The organism is Dolichospermum sp. UHCC 0260 (assembly GCF_009711985.1).
In the GTDB taxonomy this organism is placed as follows: Bacteria; Cyanobacteriota; Cyanobacteriia; order Cyanobacteriales; family Nostocaceae; genus Dolichospermum; species Dolichospermum lemmermannii.
Map to the genome: position 1 here is coordinate 49,262 of NZ_VIKZ01000003.1, position 16,258 is coordinate 65,519.

Below are 16,258 nucleotides of genomic sequence, written 5' to 3' on the forward strand. Positions count from 1 at the left end.
CCGTACAGTTGTCAGTTATTATTTGTTGATTACTGATGACCATTGGTGCATCATTGATGATTCTTCTTGTTCTATGAATAGGTTTCCCATGCCAAAAAGAAGTTCGATAGCACCGCGATAGCCTACTTTGGTAAATAGCCCGTTTCCTAATCGGTCATAGATAGGAATACCTAAACGATAGAGCGGAATTGAAAGGCGTTTAGAGATGGTATTTACATGAGAATTACCAATCAATAAATCAGAACCTTGCGCCAAGTTTTCAAAATCCTCTAAATCACCAATGGTGACATTATTGATAGGAAGTAGTTCAAGTAATGGGGAACGAGTTGTGGTGACAGCATTGTGAATTTCCGCCCCCATTGATTGCAAAAATCCCACCATTGTCCACAACAAATCTGGTTCTAAAGCTAAAGATACTCGTTTGGAACTAAAATAAAAGTGAGTATCTAACATTGCATCTTGCAATTGACGACGTTGACGGCGATATTTTTCAGGAACGGGATTTCCACTTAATAAAGATAACTTTTGCATAAATTGATCTACAGGTTCTAATCCTGTTAGATCTCTGAATACTTGATAGTTAGTTCCAAACCGTTCCTCTAAAATTTTCGCCGCCCCCAACATACTTTCACCTAATGCTAAGGTAAAAGCCGAACTACCTAAAGAACGTAATTCTTTTAAAGTTGTGCCACTAGCAGTTATAGGAGTATAACCATCTTCTAAATGTCCATCTAAAGAAGCTCCCAAATCAGGAACAAATATTGGTTCTAGACCAAAAGCTGTGGCCATTTCTCGAACTTCTTGGACATCTCCAGGAGTGAGCGCAGCACCAGCTAAAATGGTGATTTGTTCCGGTTTAATTCCCCCGGCTTTGGGAATTTCTTTAACTATACTTTCAACTGCAACTGCAAAACCGTCTTGTAATGCACCTTTAAAATCAGGAGTGGGAGCAAAAATAATGGCTAAATGATTAAGTTCAGGGTGACGTTCTCGAATATCCTTCAAGAACATTTCAATATCATCACCTCTAGTTTCTGTTAACCCCGTAGTACACAAACCAATAATTTCCGGTTGTACCTTTTCCACCAAAGTGAGAATAGCTTGTTCCACATTTTCCTCACCACCCAAAATCGTAGTAACTTCCGTCATTGCAGTAGTAGCAAGAGGAATTGCTTCCCGAAAATGTCGAACCAAAACCACTTTTGCAAACGCCGTACAACCCTGAGAACCATGAAATAAAGGCATAGTCCCCTTCAACCCCAAAAAAGCCAAAGAAGCGCCTAAAGCCTGACTTTGTTTGAGGGGGTTTACAGTCAGAGACTTTTCTGAAACAATTGCGATCGCCATAATAACTATAATCTCAAAATAATTTGTCAGAAGTCGTAGGGGCGAAGCATTCGAGCGATAAATTAGCGGTTTTTCTCGAAAATTATGTTCCGAATGCTTCGCCCTTACCATCCCAAGCATTCGGGCGATAAATTAGCGGTTTTTCTCGAAAATTATGTTCCGAATGCTTCGCCCTTACCATCACCTGTCAGCTAATTTACTCCCAAGGTGCTGGCTTCCGAATTTGCTCCCAAACGGGGCTATATAAAGCCTCAGTCAACTCCCGCGCCATTTCCACCATGCCCACATAACCGGCATAAGGATGATGACGTTCTTGGTTAATATCTAAAAAGGGAACTCTCGCTTTTAGAGCAGTATATTGATTTCTACCGCCAGCAATAAGCATATCTGCGTTAGTTTCTTCAATTAATTTCAGGAGTTCTGTAGCGTTCCCCTTCTCCAACATAATGCCATCATTACCCAACAAATTTTTGATTTTCGCTTTATCTTCTTCTGTACTTTTGCGGGTACTTGTGGCCACAACTTCAATTCCCAAATCCTTCGCAGCAGAAATAATTGACCAACTTTTCACACCACCAGTATAGAGAACAACGCGCTTTCCTTTCAACTTGGCTCGATAGGGAGCAAGAGCAATATCCAAAGCCGCAGTTTCTTCAGCAATGAGTTTTTCTGTGCGTTCCTGCAAATTAGCATCACCTAATTTAGCAGCTACAGTTCGCAGACAACGGTTAATATCTTTAATTCCATAAAATGACTCTTCAATGTAGGGAATTCCGTAACGTTCCTGCATTTTTCGCGCCATATTTAATAACGCCCGTGAGCAGATCATCACATTTAATTTAGCCCGGTGAGCATAACGCACTTCTTCATAACGAGCATCACCAGTAATTTTCGATAAAACCCGAATTCCTAACTTTTCAAATAAAGGTAAAACCCCCCACATTTCCCCAGCAATATTATATTCACCTATTAAATTAATATCATAAGGGGTAGTATATTCAGGTTCAGCAGTTCCCACTACATATTCTAGTAGAGATTCACCACCAAAGCGATTACCTAAATTTTTACTCCCAATAAATCCGGGAGCAATCACAGGAATTACCGGAGTACCAATTTTTTCGGCTGCTACCTTACAAACTGCATCAATATCATCACCAATTAAGGCTGTAACGCAGGTGGCGTAAACAAAAACTGCCGCAGGTTTGTAATTTTCATTAACTTCTAAAATCGCCTGATAAAGCTTTTTCTCACCACCGAAAATTACATCATTTTCACCCACATCGGTAGTAAAACCTGTTTTATAAAGCATTGGTCCAGAAGACAGACTACCACGACTTCCCCAGGAATTGCCAGCGCAAGCGATCGGACCATGTACCAAGTGAGCAGCATCGGTAATAGGAACTAAAGCAATCATCGCCCCATCAAAGGCACAACCACCTTGAGCCGCACCTGGTTGAGCCTGTTGGGTACAAGATTTATTTTTCTTTTCTCCCTGTTTCTGTTGATTATGTTCGCATCCTGATTCACTCAGAAGTTCGTTAATTTTGCTTTGGGTGACTTTCATTTTTATTCTTGTGCTAGATGGAGTTTACAACCATGACAAATCTTGCTTAAAGTTAATCATCAAGATGATGACTTCGAGAAAAATATTGCAAATTAATAAAAATTATTTGTGGAACTATTTACAGCATTATCTATTTCTGGGTTTGTGTCTCTACAGAAAAGATCATAGAAACTTGCTGTAATAGAGAATAAGTGAGAAATATCTCACAAATAATTTAGGATTACCACAGGATATATTAAATATAATAATTCTAATTCCCCGAAAATAACCAAGTTTTTATACTTAGTTTGGATTGATTTATAGATTTTCTGCAAAATCTGATTAACTTAATATTTACACAGATAAACTTTCAAAAAAGATATGTATTTATCTGTATTTTCTAGGGGTGGGATTTTCATAACATTTGGTTTTGCAAGAGAAAAGAGAAAAAATTAATTCATCTGCGTTTATCTGCGTTTATCTGCGTTTAATTATTAAGAACTGGAGATAGGGGATAGGATGTTAGGTAAATTGCCTATATCCCAATCCCCTTTGTCTATTTTTAAGGATGGGGAAACCCCACCCTACAGACATTCTTAACGAATTAAGTCGTAGGAAATGTCGGTCTTACCAGCAACATTGGTGCTGCGGTCAATTTCTTCAAATACTGTGTTAACGATCCAGTTCAACAAGTTGATGATACCTTTGTAACCAACAGTTGCATAACGGTGGTAGTGGTGACGGTCCATGATAGGATAACCGATTCTTACCAAAGGTACACCACAATCGCGCCACAGGTACTTACCGTAGGAGTTACCAATCAATAGGTCTACGGGTTCGGTGAATAACAAGGAGCGTAAGTGCCACAAGTCTTTACCACCCCAGATTTTAGCGGACTTACCGAAGGCGCTAGAATCTAACAATGCTTGCAATTCTTTCTCGAATACTTCATTGGTGTTGTGAACCAAGATGTGTACTGGTTCAGCACCCATTTCCAACATGAAACCAACTACGCTGTAAACTAAGTCAGGATCACCGTAGATAGCGAAACGCTTACCATGTAACCAAGCATGGGAGTCGGTCATTGCGTCAACTGCACGACCACGTTCGATTTCTAACTCTTCAGGAATAGCCTTACCAGTCATTTCGCTGAGTTTCATCAAGAACTCGTCAGTTCCCTTGATACCCCAAGGACGAGCAACACTAACGTCTTGATTCCATTCCTTAGCAATGTATTCGCGGGTCTTGGTGGTAGAGTAAGCTTGAAGAGCAATAGTAGCCTTAGCGTTGATGGAATCTGCTGCATCTTCCAACTTAGTACCACCTGGATACATATTGTATTCACCATCACAAGGTGAATCAACATAATCACTGTTGTCAGATAACAAGGTGTAGTCAATACCCATTAAAGAAGCAATCCGCTTAATTTCGCGGTTGTTTTCTACGTAGGTATCAAAACCAGGGATAAAGTTGATTTTACCGTTGCTCTTGGCTGTCTTTTTACCTACGGTTAAGGTAGAAAGAATTCCCTTCATCATGTTGTCGTAACCAGTGATGTGAGAACCAACGAAGCTAGGTGTGTGAGCAAAAGGTACGGGGAAATCTTGAGGAACTGAACCAGCTTCTTTAGCATTACCGATAAATGACTGTAAGTCATCACCGATAACTTCTGCCATACAGGTGGTGCAAACAGCGATCATTTTTGGCTTGTACAAGCTGTAGGAGTTAGCCAAACCATCAATCATGTTTTGTAAACCACCGAACACAGCAGCGTCTTCTGTCATGGAAGAAGAAACACCAGCAAATGGTTCTTTGTAGTGACGGGTTAAGTGGGTACGGAAGTAAGCTACACAACCTTGAGAACCTTGAACAAAGGGAAGAGTACCTTCAAAACCCACAGCCGCAAACATAGCACCTAAAGGTTGACAACCCTTAGCTGGGTTAACGGTTAAAGCTGTCCGTTCAAAGTTCTTTTCCCGGTATTCCCAGCTTTTTGTCCATTCGGAAACTCGTTGTACTTCTTCAGGGGTGTGACCGTTTTCAAACTGTTTTTTGTTTTCAAACAGTTCTTGGTATTCTGGTTGGTGGAATAACTCAACGTGGTCCTGAATCTTATTGGGATCTTGAGGCATTTCTATATCTCCAAGCTTGCTGTGTATTATGTTTGCGTTCGGTGGAGAGTCGGGAATGGGCCTCAAAATTCAGAATGCAAAATCCAGAACAATGAAATTTTTAATTTTGAATCTTGACTTCCCAACTCTCCTGGGGTAAAACCCCAGACTATCTTTTGTCCCCTAGACGGCAGCCTTAGCTTTAGCCTTAGCTTGAGCTTTCTTGTTCCAGGGAGCGCCGATTAATCCCCAGGTTGGGCTGTTCAGAGCTAAATCCATGTCACGAGCGAAGATTGCGAATCCGTCGTAACCGTGATAAGGTCCGGAGTATTTATATTGCTGGTTTAATAGCTTTTAACTTCGCTATGTTTGCAGTGAGCAATGTCAGGGATAAACTATGTTTGCAGTTAACTCATTTATTTTTAGTCTAAATATAGTCTGAAAGATTCAGAGTTAAGTTTCGCGCAAAGGCGCGGAGGAGCAAAGGCGCAAAGGATGAAAGAAGAGATGTTATGGGAATTGGAGCGTGTAAATCTGCGGTTAAAGTCTGCGAAGGCTAGGGTAACAATTCGGGAATCCAATGGATGTCTGCAATTACGGGCAACTTTACCTATTAAACCGGGAGATGAGGATATCAGGGGAACGGGGAAAAAGCAATATAATCTCAGTTTGAATATTCCGGCAAATTTACTAGGTTTGAAAACTGCGGAAGAAGAAGCTTATGAGTTAGGTAAGTTAATTGCTAGAAAAAGTTTTGTTTGGAATGATAAATATTTAGGAAATGAAGGAATTAAAAAGGATTTACGAACTATTGGTGAGTTATTGGCAAGGTTTGAGGAGGAATATTTTAAGACCCATAAACGCACAACTAAAAGTGAACATACTTTCTTTTATTATTTTTCTCGAATTAAGCGTTATACAAATGCTGATGATTTGGCAATTGGGGAAGTTTTGATTAATGCGATTGATAAGATAGATAAGGAATGGGCTAAATATAATGCTGTGAGGGCTATTTCTGTTTTTTGTCAACTTTTTAAAATTGAAATTAATTTAACTAATTATTCCAAAGTCCCTGAAAGTAATTCTCGCAATGTTCCTACTGATAAGGATATAGTTACTGGATTTTATAAGTTTGATGAATATTTGCATAATCGAGGTAAGCAAGTTAATCAAGATGTTAAAGATAGTTGGAAATTATGGCGTTGGACTTATGGAATGTTGGCGGTTTTTGGTTTACGTCCCCGTGAGCTTTTTGTTAATCCTCATATTGATTGGTGGTTAAGTGATGAGAATATAGATTTAACTTGGAAGGTTGATAAAGATTGTAAAACAGGTGAAAGAGAAGCTTTACCTTTATATAAGGAATGGATAGATGAATTTGATTTAAGGAATCCTAAATATTTAGAAATGTTGGCGATCGCAATTAGTAAAAAAGACCAAAATAATCATGCAGAAATCACGGCTTTAATCCAAAGGGTAAGTTGGTGGTTTAGAAAAATTGGTTTAGATTTTAAACCCTATGATTTACGTCATGGTTGGGCAATTCGAGCGCATATTTTGGGAGTTCCTATTAAGGCTGCGGCGGATAATTTGGGTCATAGTGTGCAGATTCACACGAAAACTTATCAACGTTGGTTTTCTTTGGATATGCGGAAGTTGGCAATTAATCAGGCTTTGAGTAAACGGAATGAGGTGGAGTTGATTAAGGATAAAAATACGGAGTTGAAAATGGAGAATGAAAGATTGAAGATTGAGGTAGAGAAGTTGAGGATGGAAATGGTTTATAAACGCAGTTAAGTTTGGTTAATCAAGAATATTATTTTTGTGATGTGTTGTATAATTAGTTATTTATTGGCTGAATTTGCTGATTTACCACTAGATCATCAAGCAGCAAAAATTACTGGACAAATTCACGCTCGTCTTGATTCTTTGGGTACTCCCATTGGACCTAATGATTTTTTAATTGCGGCGATCTCGTTGGCCTAATGATTTGTTAATTGCGGCGATCTCGTTGGCAAATGATCTCACACTTGTTACTCACGATACCAGTTAATTTAGCCGTATTGACGGTTTGAAATATGAAGATTGGGAATAAATAAGTTAATATTGGGTTTCGTTTCTTAACCCAACCTACCAGCTAATTACATACTAAATGATTATTGTTTCCAATATTTCTCCTATCAACTACCTCATTTTTCTGATGCGTGGTATAATTAATTGATTATTTGGCAAACAATAGAGAAACAAAAATGACTGAAAATCATGGCAATCAAGGTAATCTTGCTGAAGACGCTGAGAGATTAAGGTTTTTCGGATATTCTTTTTCAGCAATATCTTTCTTAGTATTTGTATATATACTTTTCTTTCCAGTTGAAAAAGAACTAAAACAACAAGCTATTTATTGGTTTGGATCTTCTTTTGTGGCGGCAATTATTCCAAGTATTAAGCAATTTAAGATCAAAGATATAGAGGTTCAGCTACAGGAAATGTCAGGAAAAATAGAGGAGAATAAAAATCTTATAGATAAAACAACTAAGGAATTAAAAGAAGATTTATTTGTGGGATTAGAATTAGTAAGAGATCGTGAAGAATCTTTATCAGAAGAATACAAAGCGAAAAGAGATTTACAATACCAAAAATATTTAGAATGGCTTAAAAAAGCTACTCCAGAAGAAAGATTAAAAAACCAAAAAAAATATACACGCTCTCATTTAAATGATATAGATATGGATGTGTCTCATTTGAAGGAAATGCTCCAAAATATCGGATTGTATCAAGGTGTAATAGATGAAAAGTTTGATGAGCAATTGGCACAATCAATTAGTGCTTTTCAAGAAAAATATGAAGTAACACCTATTGATGGGACTGCTGGACCAAAAACTTTAAGTAAGCTTAGTGAGGTTTATAGGATAAATAAGGATGAGACTAGTAAGATATAGGTGTAGCACGTATTGCACTCTTCCAAATCCCCAAGAGCGATCGCACAATCATGAAACTTGTGGAAAAATAGAAATATAAAATTCCCTCTACTATGACAATTATGAACGCCATAGAACTATTTCCCACCCTGCGAAATCTAAATCGTGCCGACAAACTAAAAGTAATGCAGTTTCTAGTTTCCGAATTATCTAGGGATGAAGAACCATCATTAGAACAGGGAGCAACCTATTCTATTTTATCACCGCTTAATTCCCATGCCGCCGCACATCAACTTGCCCAACTACTAGAAGCCGACGAACAAAAGTAAAATGACTAAAACTCAAAGATTTTCCTTTACAGAGGGATATGATACCTTTGGTGTTCCTGATGCTCTACCAAAGTTACCATTAACACTTACTTATCGTAACTCATCAGTAGACGTTTCCGGTTTATTGGATACTGGCGCAAGTGTTAACGTTCTTCCATACAGTGTAGGTATCCAGCTAGGTGCAATTTGGGAGGAACAAACTACTTCTGTGATATTGGCTGGCAATTTAGCACCAGTAGAGGCAAGAGGTTTACTGGTATCTGCCCAGATTGGATCATTTGAGCCTGTTCGCTTAGTTTTTGCGTGGTGCTTATCTGATGATGTACCTTTATTATTAGGGCGTATGAACTTCTTTTTAGAGTTTGATGTGTGTTTTTACCGTGCAGATTTGGCTTTTGAGGTACATTCAAGAAAAGAATAATGCAAACCTTAAACATCAATCAAACTATCACTGCTTGGTCATCCATTGCTGAAAATGTTTTTGTCCCTCACACAGAAGCAGAATATGAATACTTGGTTAATATACTTGATACTCTCATTGATCAAGTTGGTGAAGATGAAACCCATCCTCTTGCATCGCTTATGGAAGTTATTGGTGCATTAATTGAAAACTATGAAAATGAACATATTCCTGAGTTATTGTGATCTATAAAAATATGCTAGAAAAACTAATTCTTCATAATTTCAAAAGCCATAAATCTACAGAACTCAATTTCGATAGTTCCCGATTACATGGACTCGTTTAGAGGAAGGGACAGAATTTTCTTGCTGGAGAGACATTATCAAAATCATTGATGATGCAAAATCACAAATAAAATATAAACCTTCCAGATTTATAGGTCATAGCAAGGGTGTGCCTTTAAAAGCTGATGGTGCAGCATCTATTAAAGTTCTTAATTTGGTACGTTTTCTGCAAAGAATACGACAGATTAAAGCTGTTATTTTTATCCGTGATTTAGATAATCAACCGGAACGTAAAGAAGGAATTGAACAAGCACGTTCAGAACATATTAATAAAACGCCGAAATTAGAAATTGTCATTGGTGCTGCTGATCCAAAACGTGAAGCATGGGTTTTAAATGGCTTTATTCCATCTAATCAACAAGAGAAACAAATTCTAGAAGAAATTAAAAATAAATTGAGTTTTGATCCTTCCATAGAGTCTCACAGATTACGTGCTACTTCAGAGAAAGAACCTGAACGAATCAGAAATGTAAAAGTAGTAGTTGAACAACTTACAGGAAACGATATGGAACGGGAAAAGCTATGTTGGGAAAAGACAAAATTAAAACATCTACGAGAAAGAGGATTTGATACAGGTTTGACAGATTATATTCAAGAAGTTGAGAAACGATTAGCTGCAATTATTGTGTCTGATTAAGAACTATTTTTTGTCAGTTGCTATAATCAAAACAAACTTGAAAAAATCATGATATGATAGCCATTCCCCAACAACCAGCAAAAATGACCATTGAGGAATATCTCCCATGGGAACTTGACCAGGATATTCGCTATGAATACATCAACGGCGAAGTTTTTGCCATGACAGGTGGTACAATTCCCCACAATGATATTACTCTCAATCTTTACAATATTTTACATCCCCATCTTCGTGCTAGAGGTGATCGAATAAATATATTAGATGTAAAAGTCCAAGTTAGTCCTAACAGCCTATACTTCTATCCTGATCTTATCGTTAGTTGTCACCCTGACGACCTCAACGCCCGCAAATTTATTCAAAATCCTAAATTAATTGTGGAAGTTCTTTCTCCTGGTACAAGAAGTAAAGATAGAGGGGAAAAATTCAGATATTATCTAACAATACCCAGTTTACAAGAATACATCTTGATTGATTCTGAAAAAATCTCTGTTGAACGTTATTGTCGAGGAGAAGGAAGAATGTGGCTTTATTATCCTTACACTACTGGAGACATCATCACTTTATCAAGTATCGAATTTGAATTTCCGATTGAAATGCTATATGATGGTGTTGAATTGGAAATAGAAACATAAAATAATATTTCCCAAGTAAATCTGATTAATGCCAGCTAAAATTTAATACCTTATTAAAATTATGACAAAGCGTAAAAAAAGCAATCTTCAATGGATTAAAGAAACCCTCGAATTAAAACCGGATCATCACTGGGAAGGACCTGATGATTATAAGATTTTTGTAGCCGGGAGGGGTGCGGTTCGCTTTAATGTTCCCCAGAATTGGGTGTTTGAACCACAAGAAAAATCTTTCAAGTTCATGGATAACAAAACACCTGATGATGATTGTTGTTTAGAGGTATCTTACAATCATTTACCAGCTAATGATTGGACTCTATTTCCTCTCAAATCTACTTTAAAAAAAATCATGGAAAATGATAGCCGTGATGTGATTGAAAGAGGAGAAGTGATTACCGTTAAGCGACAAACTGCCCGAATTATGTGGTGTGAAATTAAATTTATTGATACTCAAGCAGAACCCAGGGAAGCTTTTTCTCGGACTTGCGTGGGTTTAGGTTCTAATATTCAATGTTTGATTACCTTTGATTATTGGGCAGATCAAGCGGAACAATTAATACCTGTTTGGGATGAAGTTATGCGGAGTTTGACATTAGGATTATATATCAGAGATCCGAGAACTGGTTTAGCTTTCCCAGATTAAAATGCTGAAAAAACAACCTCAGCTTGATACGAGTGGAGGTTGTTGATTTGACAGTAGGTAATGCGGATTTGGGTTAATTGCGGATTTTGGTGAACATTATTTTCAATATTTTAGGTAAACTAGAAGCGACAAACCAACCCACTACAAAGATTAGTAATTCAATATTCATGGCAAATCCCACCGCAACTCTAGAAACTTCCCTTGGTACGATTACTCTTGAGCTATTCACCGATGTTATGCCCATAACGGCGGGAAATTTCATCAAATTGGCTAAAAGTGGGTTTTATGATGGTCTGCATTTCCACCGTGTAATTAAAAACTTCATGGTGCAGTTTGGTTGTCCTCACAGTAAAGATCCTAGCTCTCCTCGTGCAGGAACTGGTAATGGTCCTGATGGGTGTATTCAAGATGAGCATCCTGAAGACGGGAAACTTTCTAACGAACCAGGAACTCTATCTATGGCTAATACGGGAAGACCTAATAGTGGCAGTTGCCAGTTTTTCATCAACACTGTCCACAATCACTATCTGGATTGGTTTACACCTGGTCAATCTAAGCATCCTGTTTTCGGTCGAGTTACTGAAGGGATGGATGTATTAAAAGCCATTGAAACTACTCCCACAGGATCAGGCGATCGCCCCAAAACACCTGTTAAAATGATCAAAGTGACTATCAACGAATAAACTCAAGGATTAGTGCGGAGGTTTCTCCGCACACCGCTATCTTCAGGCAAAATCCCCTGTTTCCCATGCAAGAACTCCACAGAAAAACTAATCCGATCAAACAAACTAACTTTGAGTTTCTTCTTCAGTAAAAATAGGAGGCCATAATTCAGAAACGGCTAATTCCCAACCGGGAAAAAGTTCTGGTAAAGTTAAAATATCGCCATTATTTAAAATAGTTGGTTCACCTTGATGACGATAAACTGTAACAGTTTCCTCATCAGGATCAATTAAAATTCCCATCACAGCACCTAATTTGATCAAGTTGAGAATTTTAGTAACTAAAGGTTTAATTCTATCACTTTGAGATTTAATTTCTACTACTAAATCTGGCACAAGTTCGCCAAAATAACGGGGACTTTGACGCAGACGTGCAGCCCGCACAAAAGAAACATCTGGTGCGGTGAGGTTGCTATCAGGTAAAATAAAACCACCAGCAGAATCAAATACTCTTCCTAAACGACGAGGATAAACCCAATTAGCTAATAGCCGACTAAAAAGAATACCAACTTCACTAGATACAATATCCGATGGACCCACAATAGAAATTCTCCCGTTTGTTAATTCAACATCGTAATCTAAACCAGCTTCACTAAAAGCGGTTTGGACTTGTTCTACATCTTTAATTGTCATAATTAACATAAAATCATCCTCCTAATATACAAAGTTGGGGTAATGAAAACAAACACAATTGGATTTTAGATTTCATTAAATTGTATCTGGATCAATATTTAATTCTCTCAATTTTGCGGCTAACCTTTGGGATTTTTCATTTGATATTTTCGCTTTTTCTGCTTCCATTGCTGCTCTTGTAGCTTCCATCTCTGCGCTTTCTTCCGGTGTAGGAACTAAAACTCCTGATGATGTAAAATATCTTAATAAACCCTCATGAATCCCCAAATATAACCCCAATTCTTCACTCCATAAATGTCCTTTTTTGTTAGGTTTTAAGGGTTGATATTTGCCACTGATTAAATTAAATCCTGCAAATTCCAATGTATAAGGATCAAACCAAAAATAATCAGGTGTACGGAAAGTATCTTGATAAAGTATTTTTTTAGTTTCTCTATCAGTTTTAGCTGTGGTTGGTGAAAGAATTTCGACAATGACATGAGGATATTTGCCATTTTCTTCCCACACTACCCAACTTTTTCTAGTTTTTCGTTCTGTTCCTAAAACTACGAAAAAATCTGGACCCCTCACATCTTCTGATTTTTTTTGATGAGGACTATAGTAAATACTCAGATTTCCGACAGCGTAAAAATCTGTTCTGTCTTTCCATAACCACTCTAAACATTTGAAAAGAAGAATAATTTGACGTAAATGCAGTTCTGTTTCCACGGGAGGTTCATCACTATATAGGTCACTGGGTGGAAAAATGATATCTTCTGATATATCTTCTAAGGCGTTTGGTTGTAATTCCAGTGCTTGAGTAATCATCATGTATGATACCAAGTAATTATTGATTTATTGTAGCATTAATTGTCAATTACTTTCACTGAATTATCGCAAATCTCTTAAACATTTGCCATAGCTTTTTGCCGTCATCCACGCGATCTAAAAATTGCTCGACCAAAAGGAACTTACCTTAAGAACAAGCCCCATATCTCATCAACCGCCTTGTCACTCGTTAAGCAGAAAATTAACACACATTGAAATGGCTAATCCTAGATCATTAAATGGTAGCATAGATGATTACTTATGGTAACTATTTATAGTAACTATTGGACTGAGGTGGCACAAGGTTGTTAAATATTGTTGAGACGTTTTTTAACTTCCCCTTTGATATTTCCTGTTAGTATGCATACCAACCCCTTTAAACAATTACAAGTCAATCTTTCTGTAACGGCTGCTACTATAGCCTTGTTGGTTACTGCGCCATCAATAGCTCATGGTCAAGTTAATAGTACCACCACTAAGCCGTCCTCATCAAATTCTAAGACATCAGTAGTTAATATATCCATTACTGAGGCTGAAGTCCTGGCTGCTCAAAAAGCCTGGGGTGAAGCATTGGTTTCCATCAGTACCACCTATGATCAAAAGGGGATAGCCGCTGCTAGAACATTGGCTGACAATATAATAGATCAATCATATGCTTATCAATCGGGATTGGTGTTGTTCAAGCCAACCTTGGCAGGTGGAGACGAGACCTTCCGCACGACACACAAAGGAGCTTTGTCTTATTTTGTGGGTGGTGATTCCTCCTTCCCTAAAGATACTGGTTTTGCTCTCAAAGGATGGCGAAAGGTGGAAATTCGCAACGCTGGTATTTTTATTGTCGGTAATACTGCTACCACTATGGGTAATGTTTCCATAACTGATAAAACAGGTAAAGTCACAACAGTAGATAAAACCTGGCAGTTTATTAGAGGTGGTGATGGAAAATTGCGTATTATTGTACACCATTCTTCTCTGCCTTATAGTCCAAAATAAATATGAAATAGATCCCGAACTTCTCTAAGAAGTAAGGGATCTAAATTAAATTGTATCTGGATCAATATTTAATTCTCGCAACTTTGCTGCTAACCGTTGAGCTTTTTCATCAAACATTGCTGCTCTTTGGGCTTCAATTGTTGCTCTTTGGGCTTCAATTGTTGCTCTTTGGGTTTCAATTGCTGCTCTTTGGGTTTCAAATTCTGCACTTTCTTCCGGTGTAGGAACTAAAGATCCAGTAGATGTAAAATACCTTAATAAACCCTGAACAATTCCTAAATATAAACCTAATTCTTGACTCCATAAATGTCCCTTTTCATTCGGTTCTACAGGTTGATATTTACCATGTATTAAATAAAAACCTGCAAATTCTAAAGTATAGGGATCAAACCAAAAATACTCAGGTGTGCGGAAAGTATCTTGATAAAGTTCTTTTTTAGTTTCTCTATCAGTTTTAGCTGTGGTTGGTGAAAGAATTTCCACAATCAGGTTAGGATATTTACCATTTTCTTCCCACACAACCCAACTTTTTCTAGTTTTCCGTTCTGTTCCTAAAACTACGAAAAAATCTGGACCTCTCACATCTTCTGATTTCTTTTGATGAGGACTATAGTAAATACTCAGATTTCCAACAGCATAAAAATCAGTTCTCTCTTTCCATAACCATTTGAGAGATTTTATTAAGAGCATTATTTGTTCGAGATGCAGTTCTGTTTCCACGGGAGGTTCATCACTATATAGGTCACTGGGGGGGAAAATGATATCTTCTGATATATCTTCTAAGATGTTAGGTTGTAATTCCAGTGCTTGAGTAATCATCATGATATGATACCAAGTAATTATTTGTTTATTGTAGCATTAATTGTCTGAAATGGCTAACGCCACGCTTCGCTATCAGGATATCCAGGATTTTAGGATTTACAGAATTTTATTTATCATTTATGATGATTGTTACTTGAGTTTGGACTAAAATAAAATTGATATCCAATTATTAACATCAAAATGGAAGTTCTTCAACTTACAACGATAGTGGATTCATCAGGTCATTTGCATCTTGACATTCCCACACAACTTGATCCGGGAGAAGTAAGTATTGTGCTGGTAATTAATCCAGTTGTCCCATCTAAAGATCAAAATCTCAAGTATGATTTTTCTGATTTGGTAGGACGGTTAAATTGGCAAGGAGATGCAGTAGTGATGCAAAGGACATTAAGAGATGAATGGTAATCGCTATGTGCTAGATACGAATGCGATCATTGCCCTGTTACAAGGTAATACCCAACTTATTCAATTACTTCAAAATGCTAATTGGATTGGGATTTCGATTATTAGCCAGATTGAATTTTTGGTTTTTTCTGGGCTAACCCAAAGCGATCTCCAACTTTTTCAACAATTTATTCAGCGAGTGGAAATTGTTGGTTTGGCAGCAGGTGATCCGGTATTAGTTGACAAGATTATCGAAATTCGTCAGCAATATCGGTTAAAATTACCTGATGCAGTAATTGCTGCAATAACAATCCAAAATTCAGCAAGCTTAGTGACTGCTGATCAAGAATTTGCAAAGATCAACAGTTTGAAGATCATTAATTGGTAGCGATCGCCTCGCCTCCTATAATTATTATTAGCTATTCATTATGTTTGCTATTGCTTGTTCAAATTCATCGCATTCTTGTATTAGTCTATCAACTATTTTACAGAAATAATTAATATCAATTAAGCTCATTTCTGCGTTATGAATAATTGAAAAAATCTGCTTATTTGCTATTTCTTTTATAGACCAAAAACCAAATTTATAACCTGCATTTTTTTTAAGAAGTAACGTAGATAACCTATGCGGTATATCATCTATATCATCCAATTTTAAGCTACTTGGACAAGAAAATTCAAGAGTTGAATCGTATTTAATAATAAATACAGTTTGTGTGCTGCCTGAATCCATATTAAATCTCAGGATAGCTATTGTATCATCAATACTATAAAGATTCCAGCCAACAGTTTGGCAGAAATTCTGTATTGTTGATCGAAATTTGAATGAAGATAATAAGTCTTTATCAATAGCCATTGGTTCATCTCCTAAATTAACGGTTTTAGTAGTAGTTAGCATCATCCATTCTCTTCCCCCACAAACTTGACATTCAGAAGGTTTCATCAGAGATACAACTTCACAGCCACAACTTTTACATTTGTATGTTTTTTTCATGG

Annotated in this window: 20 protein-coding genes and 1 pseudogene; 13 read left to right on the plus strand and 8 right to left on the minus strand. The window is 37.3% G+C overall.

What is annotated here, in order from left to right:
• Nucleotides 1–18 precede the first annotated feature (18 nt).
• The 4 genes and pseudogenes from nifN to FJR08_RS24150 form a co-directional block, all read right to left on the minus strand.
• Entirely contained in the window at nucleotides 19–1,347 is a 1,329-nt protein-coding gene (gene nifN, locus FJR08_RS02035; RefSeq protein WP_168632057.1) for a nitrogenase iron-molybdenum cofactor biosynthesis protein NifN, read from the minus strand.
• A gap of 196 nt (nucleotides 1,348–1,543) precedes the next feature.
• Nucleotides 1,544–2,911 (minus strand): nitrogenase iron-molybdenum cofactor biosynthesis protein NifE, encoded by a 1,368-nt coding sequence (nifE, locus tag FJR08_RS02040; RefSeq protein WP_168631980.1) that lies wholly within the window; start codon nucleotides 2,909–2,911, stop codon nucleotides 1,544–1,546.
• Between the two features lie 575 nt (nucleotides 2,912–3,486).
• Nucleotides 3,487–5,022 (minus strand): nitrogenase molybdenum-iron protein subunit beta, encoded by a 1,536-nt coding sequence (gene nifK / locus FJR08_RS02045; protein WP_015081327.1) that lies wholly within the window; start codon nucleotides 5,020–5,022, stop codon nucleotides 3,487–3,489.
• Between the two features lie 162 nt (nucleotides 5,023–5,184).
• A pseudogene (locus tag FJR08_RS24150) lies at nucleotides 5,185–5,337 on the minus strand (nitrogenase molybdenum-iron protein alpha chain); the annotation flags it as partial.
• 159 nt (nucleotides 5,338–5,496) lie between these two features.
• On the opposite strand from FJR08_RS24150, the gene FJR08_RS02055 reads away from it, so the two are divergent.
• From FJR08_RS02055 to FJR08_RS02100, 10 genes are all read left to right on the plus strand, one after another.
• A complete protein-coding gene (locus FJR08_RS02055; protein ID WP_168631981.1) occupies nucleotides 5,497–6,798 on the plus strand; it encodes a site-specific integrase in 1,302 nt (433 codons plus the stop codon).
• Nucleotides 6,799–6,825: 27 nt separating this feature from the next.
• The gene (locus tag FJR08_RS02060; protein ID WP_217357468.1) at nucleotides 6,826–6,987 is read left to right on the plus strand and encodes a hypothetical protein; all 162 of its coding nucleotides are present in this window, start codon (nucleotides 6,826–6,828) and stop codon (nucleotides 6,985–6,987) included.
• A 263-nt stretch (nucleotides 6,988–7,250) separates the two neighbouring features.
• Complete coding sequence (locus FJR08_RS02065; RefSeq protein ID WP_168631982.1) at nucleotides 7,251–7,940, plus strand: peptidoglycan-binding protein; 690 nt, start codon at nucleotides 7,251–7,253, stop codon at nucleotides 7,938–7,940.
• 92 nt (nucleotides 7,941–8,032) lie between these two features.
• Nucleotides 8,033–8,248, plus strand: coding sequence for a hypothetical protein (locus FJR08_RS02070; RefSeq protein ID WP_371415533.1), 216 nt, complete (start codon nucleotides 8,033–8,035; stop codon nucleotides 8,246–8,248).
• A 1-nt stretch (nucleotide 8,249) separates the two neighbouring features.
• Nucleotides 8,250–8,669 carry a retroviral-like aspartic protease gene (locus tag FJR08_RS02075; RefSeq protein WP_168631983.1) on the plus strand — a complete coding sequence of 140 codons (420 nt, stop codon included), beginning with the start codon at nucleotides 8,250–8,252 and terminating at the stop codon, nucleotides 8,667–8,669.
• A complete protein-coding gene (locus tag FJR08_RS02080; RefSeq protein ID WP_053540115.1) occupies nucleotides 8,669–8,893 on the plus strand; it encodes a hypothetical protein in 225 nt (74 codons plus the stop codon). Before FJR08_RS02075 ends, FJR08_RS02080 begins: the two co-directional genes overlap by 1 nt.
• A 208-nt stretch (nucleotides 8,894–9,101) precedes the next feature.
• The gene (locus FJR08_RS02085; protein ID WP_254435664.1) at nucleotides 9,102–9,629 is read left to right on the plus strand and encodes a hypothetical protein; all 528 of its coding nucleotides are present in this window, start codon (nucleotides 9,102–9,104) and stop codon (nucleotides 9,627–9,629) included.
• Nucleotides 9,630–9,682: 53 nt separating this feature from the next.
• Complete coding sequence (locus FJR08_RS02090) at nucleotides 9,683–10,261, plus strand: Uma2 family endonuclease (RefSeq protein ID WP_168631984.1); 579 nt, start codon at nucleotides 9,683–9,685, stop codon at nucleotides 10,259–10,261.
• A 61-nt stretch (nucleotides 10,262–10,322) separates the two neighbouring features.
• Nucleotides 10,323–10,901 (plus strand): hypothetical protein, encoded by a 579-nt coding sequence (locus FJR08_RS02095; RefSeq protein WP_168631985.1) that lies wholly within the window; start codon nucleotides 10,323–10,325, stop codon nucleotides 10,899–10,901.
• An 89-nt stretch (nucleotides 10,902–10,990) separates the two neighbouring features.
• A complete protein-coding gene (locus FJR08_RS02100; RefSeq protein WP_235082056.1) occupies nucleotides 10,991–11,584 on the plus strand; it encodes a peptidylprolyl isomerase in 594 nt (197 codons plus the stop codon).
• Nucleotides 11,585–11,689: 105 nt separating this feature from the next.
• On the opposite strand, the gene FJR08_RS02105 is transcribed toward FJR08_RS02100, so the two are convergent.
• Both FJR08_RS02105 and FJR08_RS02110 read right to left on the minus strand, forming a co-directional pair.
• Complete coding sequence (locus FJR08_RS02105) at nucleotides 11,690–12,265, minus strand: Uma2 family endonuclease (RefSeq protein WP_015081318.1); 576 nt, start codon at nucleotides 12,263–12,265, stop codon at nucleotides 11,690–11,692.
• A 66-nt stretch (nucleotides 12,266–12,331) separates the two neighbouring features.
• Nucleotides 12,332–13,066 carry a Uma2 family endonuclease gene (locus tag FJR08_RS02110; RefSeq protein WP_168631986.1) on the minus strand — a complete coding sequence of 245 codons (735 nt, stop codon included), beginning with the start codon at nucleotides 13,064–13,066 and terminating at the stop codon, nucleotides 12,332–12,334.
• Between the two features lie 357 nt (nucleotides 13,067–13,423).
• Between FJR08_RS02110 and FJR08_RS02115 the strand changes: the two genes are divergently transcribed.
• Entirely contained in the window at nucleotides 13,424–14,056 is a 633-nt protein-coding gene (locus FJR08_RS02115; protein WP_168631987.1) for a hypothetical protein, read from the plus strand.
• A 45-nt stretch (nucleotides 14,057–14,101) separates the two neighbouring features.
• On the opposite strand, the gene FJR08_RS02120 is transcribed toward FJR08_RS02115, so the two are convergent.
• Complete coding sequence (locus FJR08_RS02120) at nucleotides 14,102–14,878, minus strand: Uma2 family endonuclease (RefSeq protein WP_015081313.1); 777 nt, start codon at nucleotides 14,876–14,878, stop codon at nucleotides 14,102–14,104.
• 180 nt (nucleotides 14,879–15,058) lie between these two features.
• Here FJR08_RS02120 and FJR08_RS02125 point away from each other — a divergent pair, with 180 nt between their 5' ends.
• Together FJR08_RS02125 and FJR08_RS02130 are read left to right on the plus strand one after the other, a co-directional pair.
• Nucleotides 15,059–15,283 (plus strand): hypothetical protein, encoded by a 225-nt coding sequence (locus FJR08_RS02125; RefSeq protein WP_015081312.1) that lies wholly within the window; start codon nucleotides 15,059–15,061, stop codon nucleotides 15,281–15,283.
• Nucleotides 15,273–15,650, plus strand: a complete 378-nt coding sequence (locus tag FJR08_RS02130; protein ID WP_015081311.1) for a type II toxin-antitoxin system VapC family toxin — start codon at nucleotides 15,273–15,275, stop codon at nucleotides 15,648–15,650. Before FJR08_RS02125 ends, FJR08_RS02130 begins: the two co-directional genes overlap by 11 nt.
• A 27-nt stretch (nucleotides 15,651–15,677) precedes the next feature.
• Here FJR08_RS02130 and FJR08_RS02135 read toward each other — a convergent pair whose 3' ends face one another.
• Nucleotides 15,678–16,256: a hypothetical protein gene (locus tag FJR08_RS02135; protein ID WP_015081310.1), complete on the minus strand. Its 579-nt coding sequence runs from the start codon at nucleotides 16,254–16,256 to the stop codon at nucleotides 15,678–15,680.
• Nucleotides 16,257–16,258 lie beyond the last annotated feature (2 nt).

Excerpts from the sequence above, each read along its gene's own strand:
- nifN (WP_168632057.1), bottom strand. The coding sequence starts at position 1,347 with ATGGCGATCGCAATTGTTTCAGAAAAGTCTCTGACTGTAAACCCCCTC.
- nifE (WP_168631980.1), bottom strand. The coding sequence starts at position 2,911 with ATGAAAGTCACCCAAAGCAAAATTAACGAACTTCTGAGTGAATCAGGA.
- nifK (WP_015081327.1), bottom strand. The coding sequence starts at position 5,022 with ATGCCTCAAGATCCCAATAAGATTCAGGACCACGTTGAGTTATTCCAC.
- FJR08_RS02055 (WP_168631981.1), top strand. The coding sequence starts at position 5,497 with ATGAAAGAAGAGATGTTATGGGAATTGGAGCGTGTAAATCTGCGGTTA.
- FJR08_RS02065 (WP_168631982.1), top strand. The coding sequence starts at position 7,251 with ATGACTGAAAATCATGGCAATCAAGGTAATCTTGCTGAAGACGCTGAG.
- FJR08_RS02070 (WP_371415533.1), top strand. The coding sequence starts at position 8,033 with ATGACAATTATGAACGCCATAGAACTATTTCCCACCCTGCGAAATCTA.
- FJR08_RS02075 (WP_168631983.1), top strand. The coding sequence starts at position 8,250 with ATGACTAAAACTCAAAGATTTTCCTTTACAGAGGGATATGATACCTTT.
- FJR08_RS02080 (WP_053540115.1), top strand. The coding sequence starts at position 8,669 with ATGCAAACCTTAAACATCAATCAAACTATCACTGCTTGGTCATCCATT.
- FJR08_RS02090 (WP_168631984.1), top strand. The coding sequence starts at position 9,683 with ATGATAGCCATTCCCCAACAACCAGCAAAAATGACCATTGAGGAATAT.
- FJR08_RS02095 (WP_168631985.1), top strand. The coding sequence starts at position 10,323 with ATGACAAAGCGTAAAAAAAGCAATCTTCAATGGATTAAAGAAACCCTC.
- FJR08_RS02105 (WP_015081318.1), bottom strand. The coding sequence starts at position 12,265 with ATGTTAATTATGACAATTAAAGATGTAGAACAAGTCCAAACCGCTTTT.
- FJR08_RS02110 (WP_168631986.1), bottom strand. The coding sequence starts at position 13,066 with ATGATGATTACTCAAGCACTGGAATTACAACCAAACGCCTTAGAAGAT.
- FJR08_RS02115 (WP_168631987.1), top strand. The coding sequence starts at position 13,424 with ATGCATACCAACCCCTTTAAACAATTACAAGTCAATCTTTCTGTAACG.
- FJR08_RS02120 (WP_015081313.1), bottom strand. The coding sequence starts at position 14,878 with ATGATGATTACTCAAGCACTGGAATTACAACCTAACATCTTAGAAGAT.
- FJR08_RS02125 (WP_015081312.1), top strand. The coding sequence starts at position 15,059 with ATGGAAGTTCTTCAACTTACAACGATAGTGGATTCATCAGGTCATTTG.
- FJR08_RS02130 (WP_015081311.1), top strand. The coding sequence starts at position 15,273 with ATGAATGGTAATCGCTATGTGCTAGATACGAATGCGATCATTGCCCTG.
- FJR08_RS02135 (WP_015081310.1), bottom strand. The coding sequence starts at position 16,256 with ATGAAAAAAACATACAAATGTAAAAGTTGTGGCTGTGAAGTTGTATCT.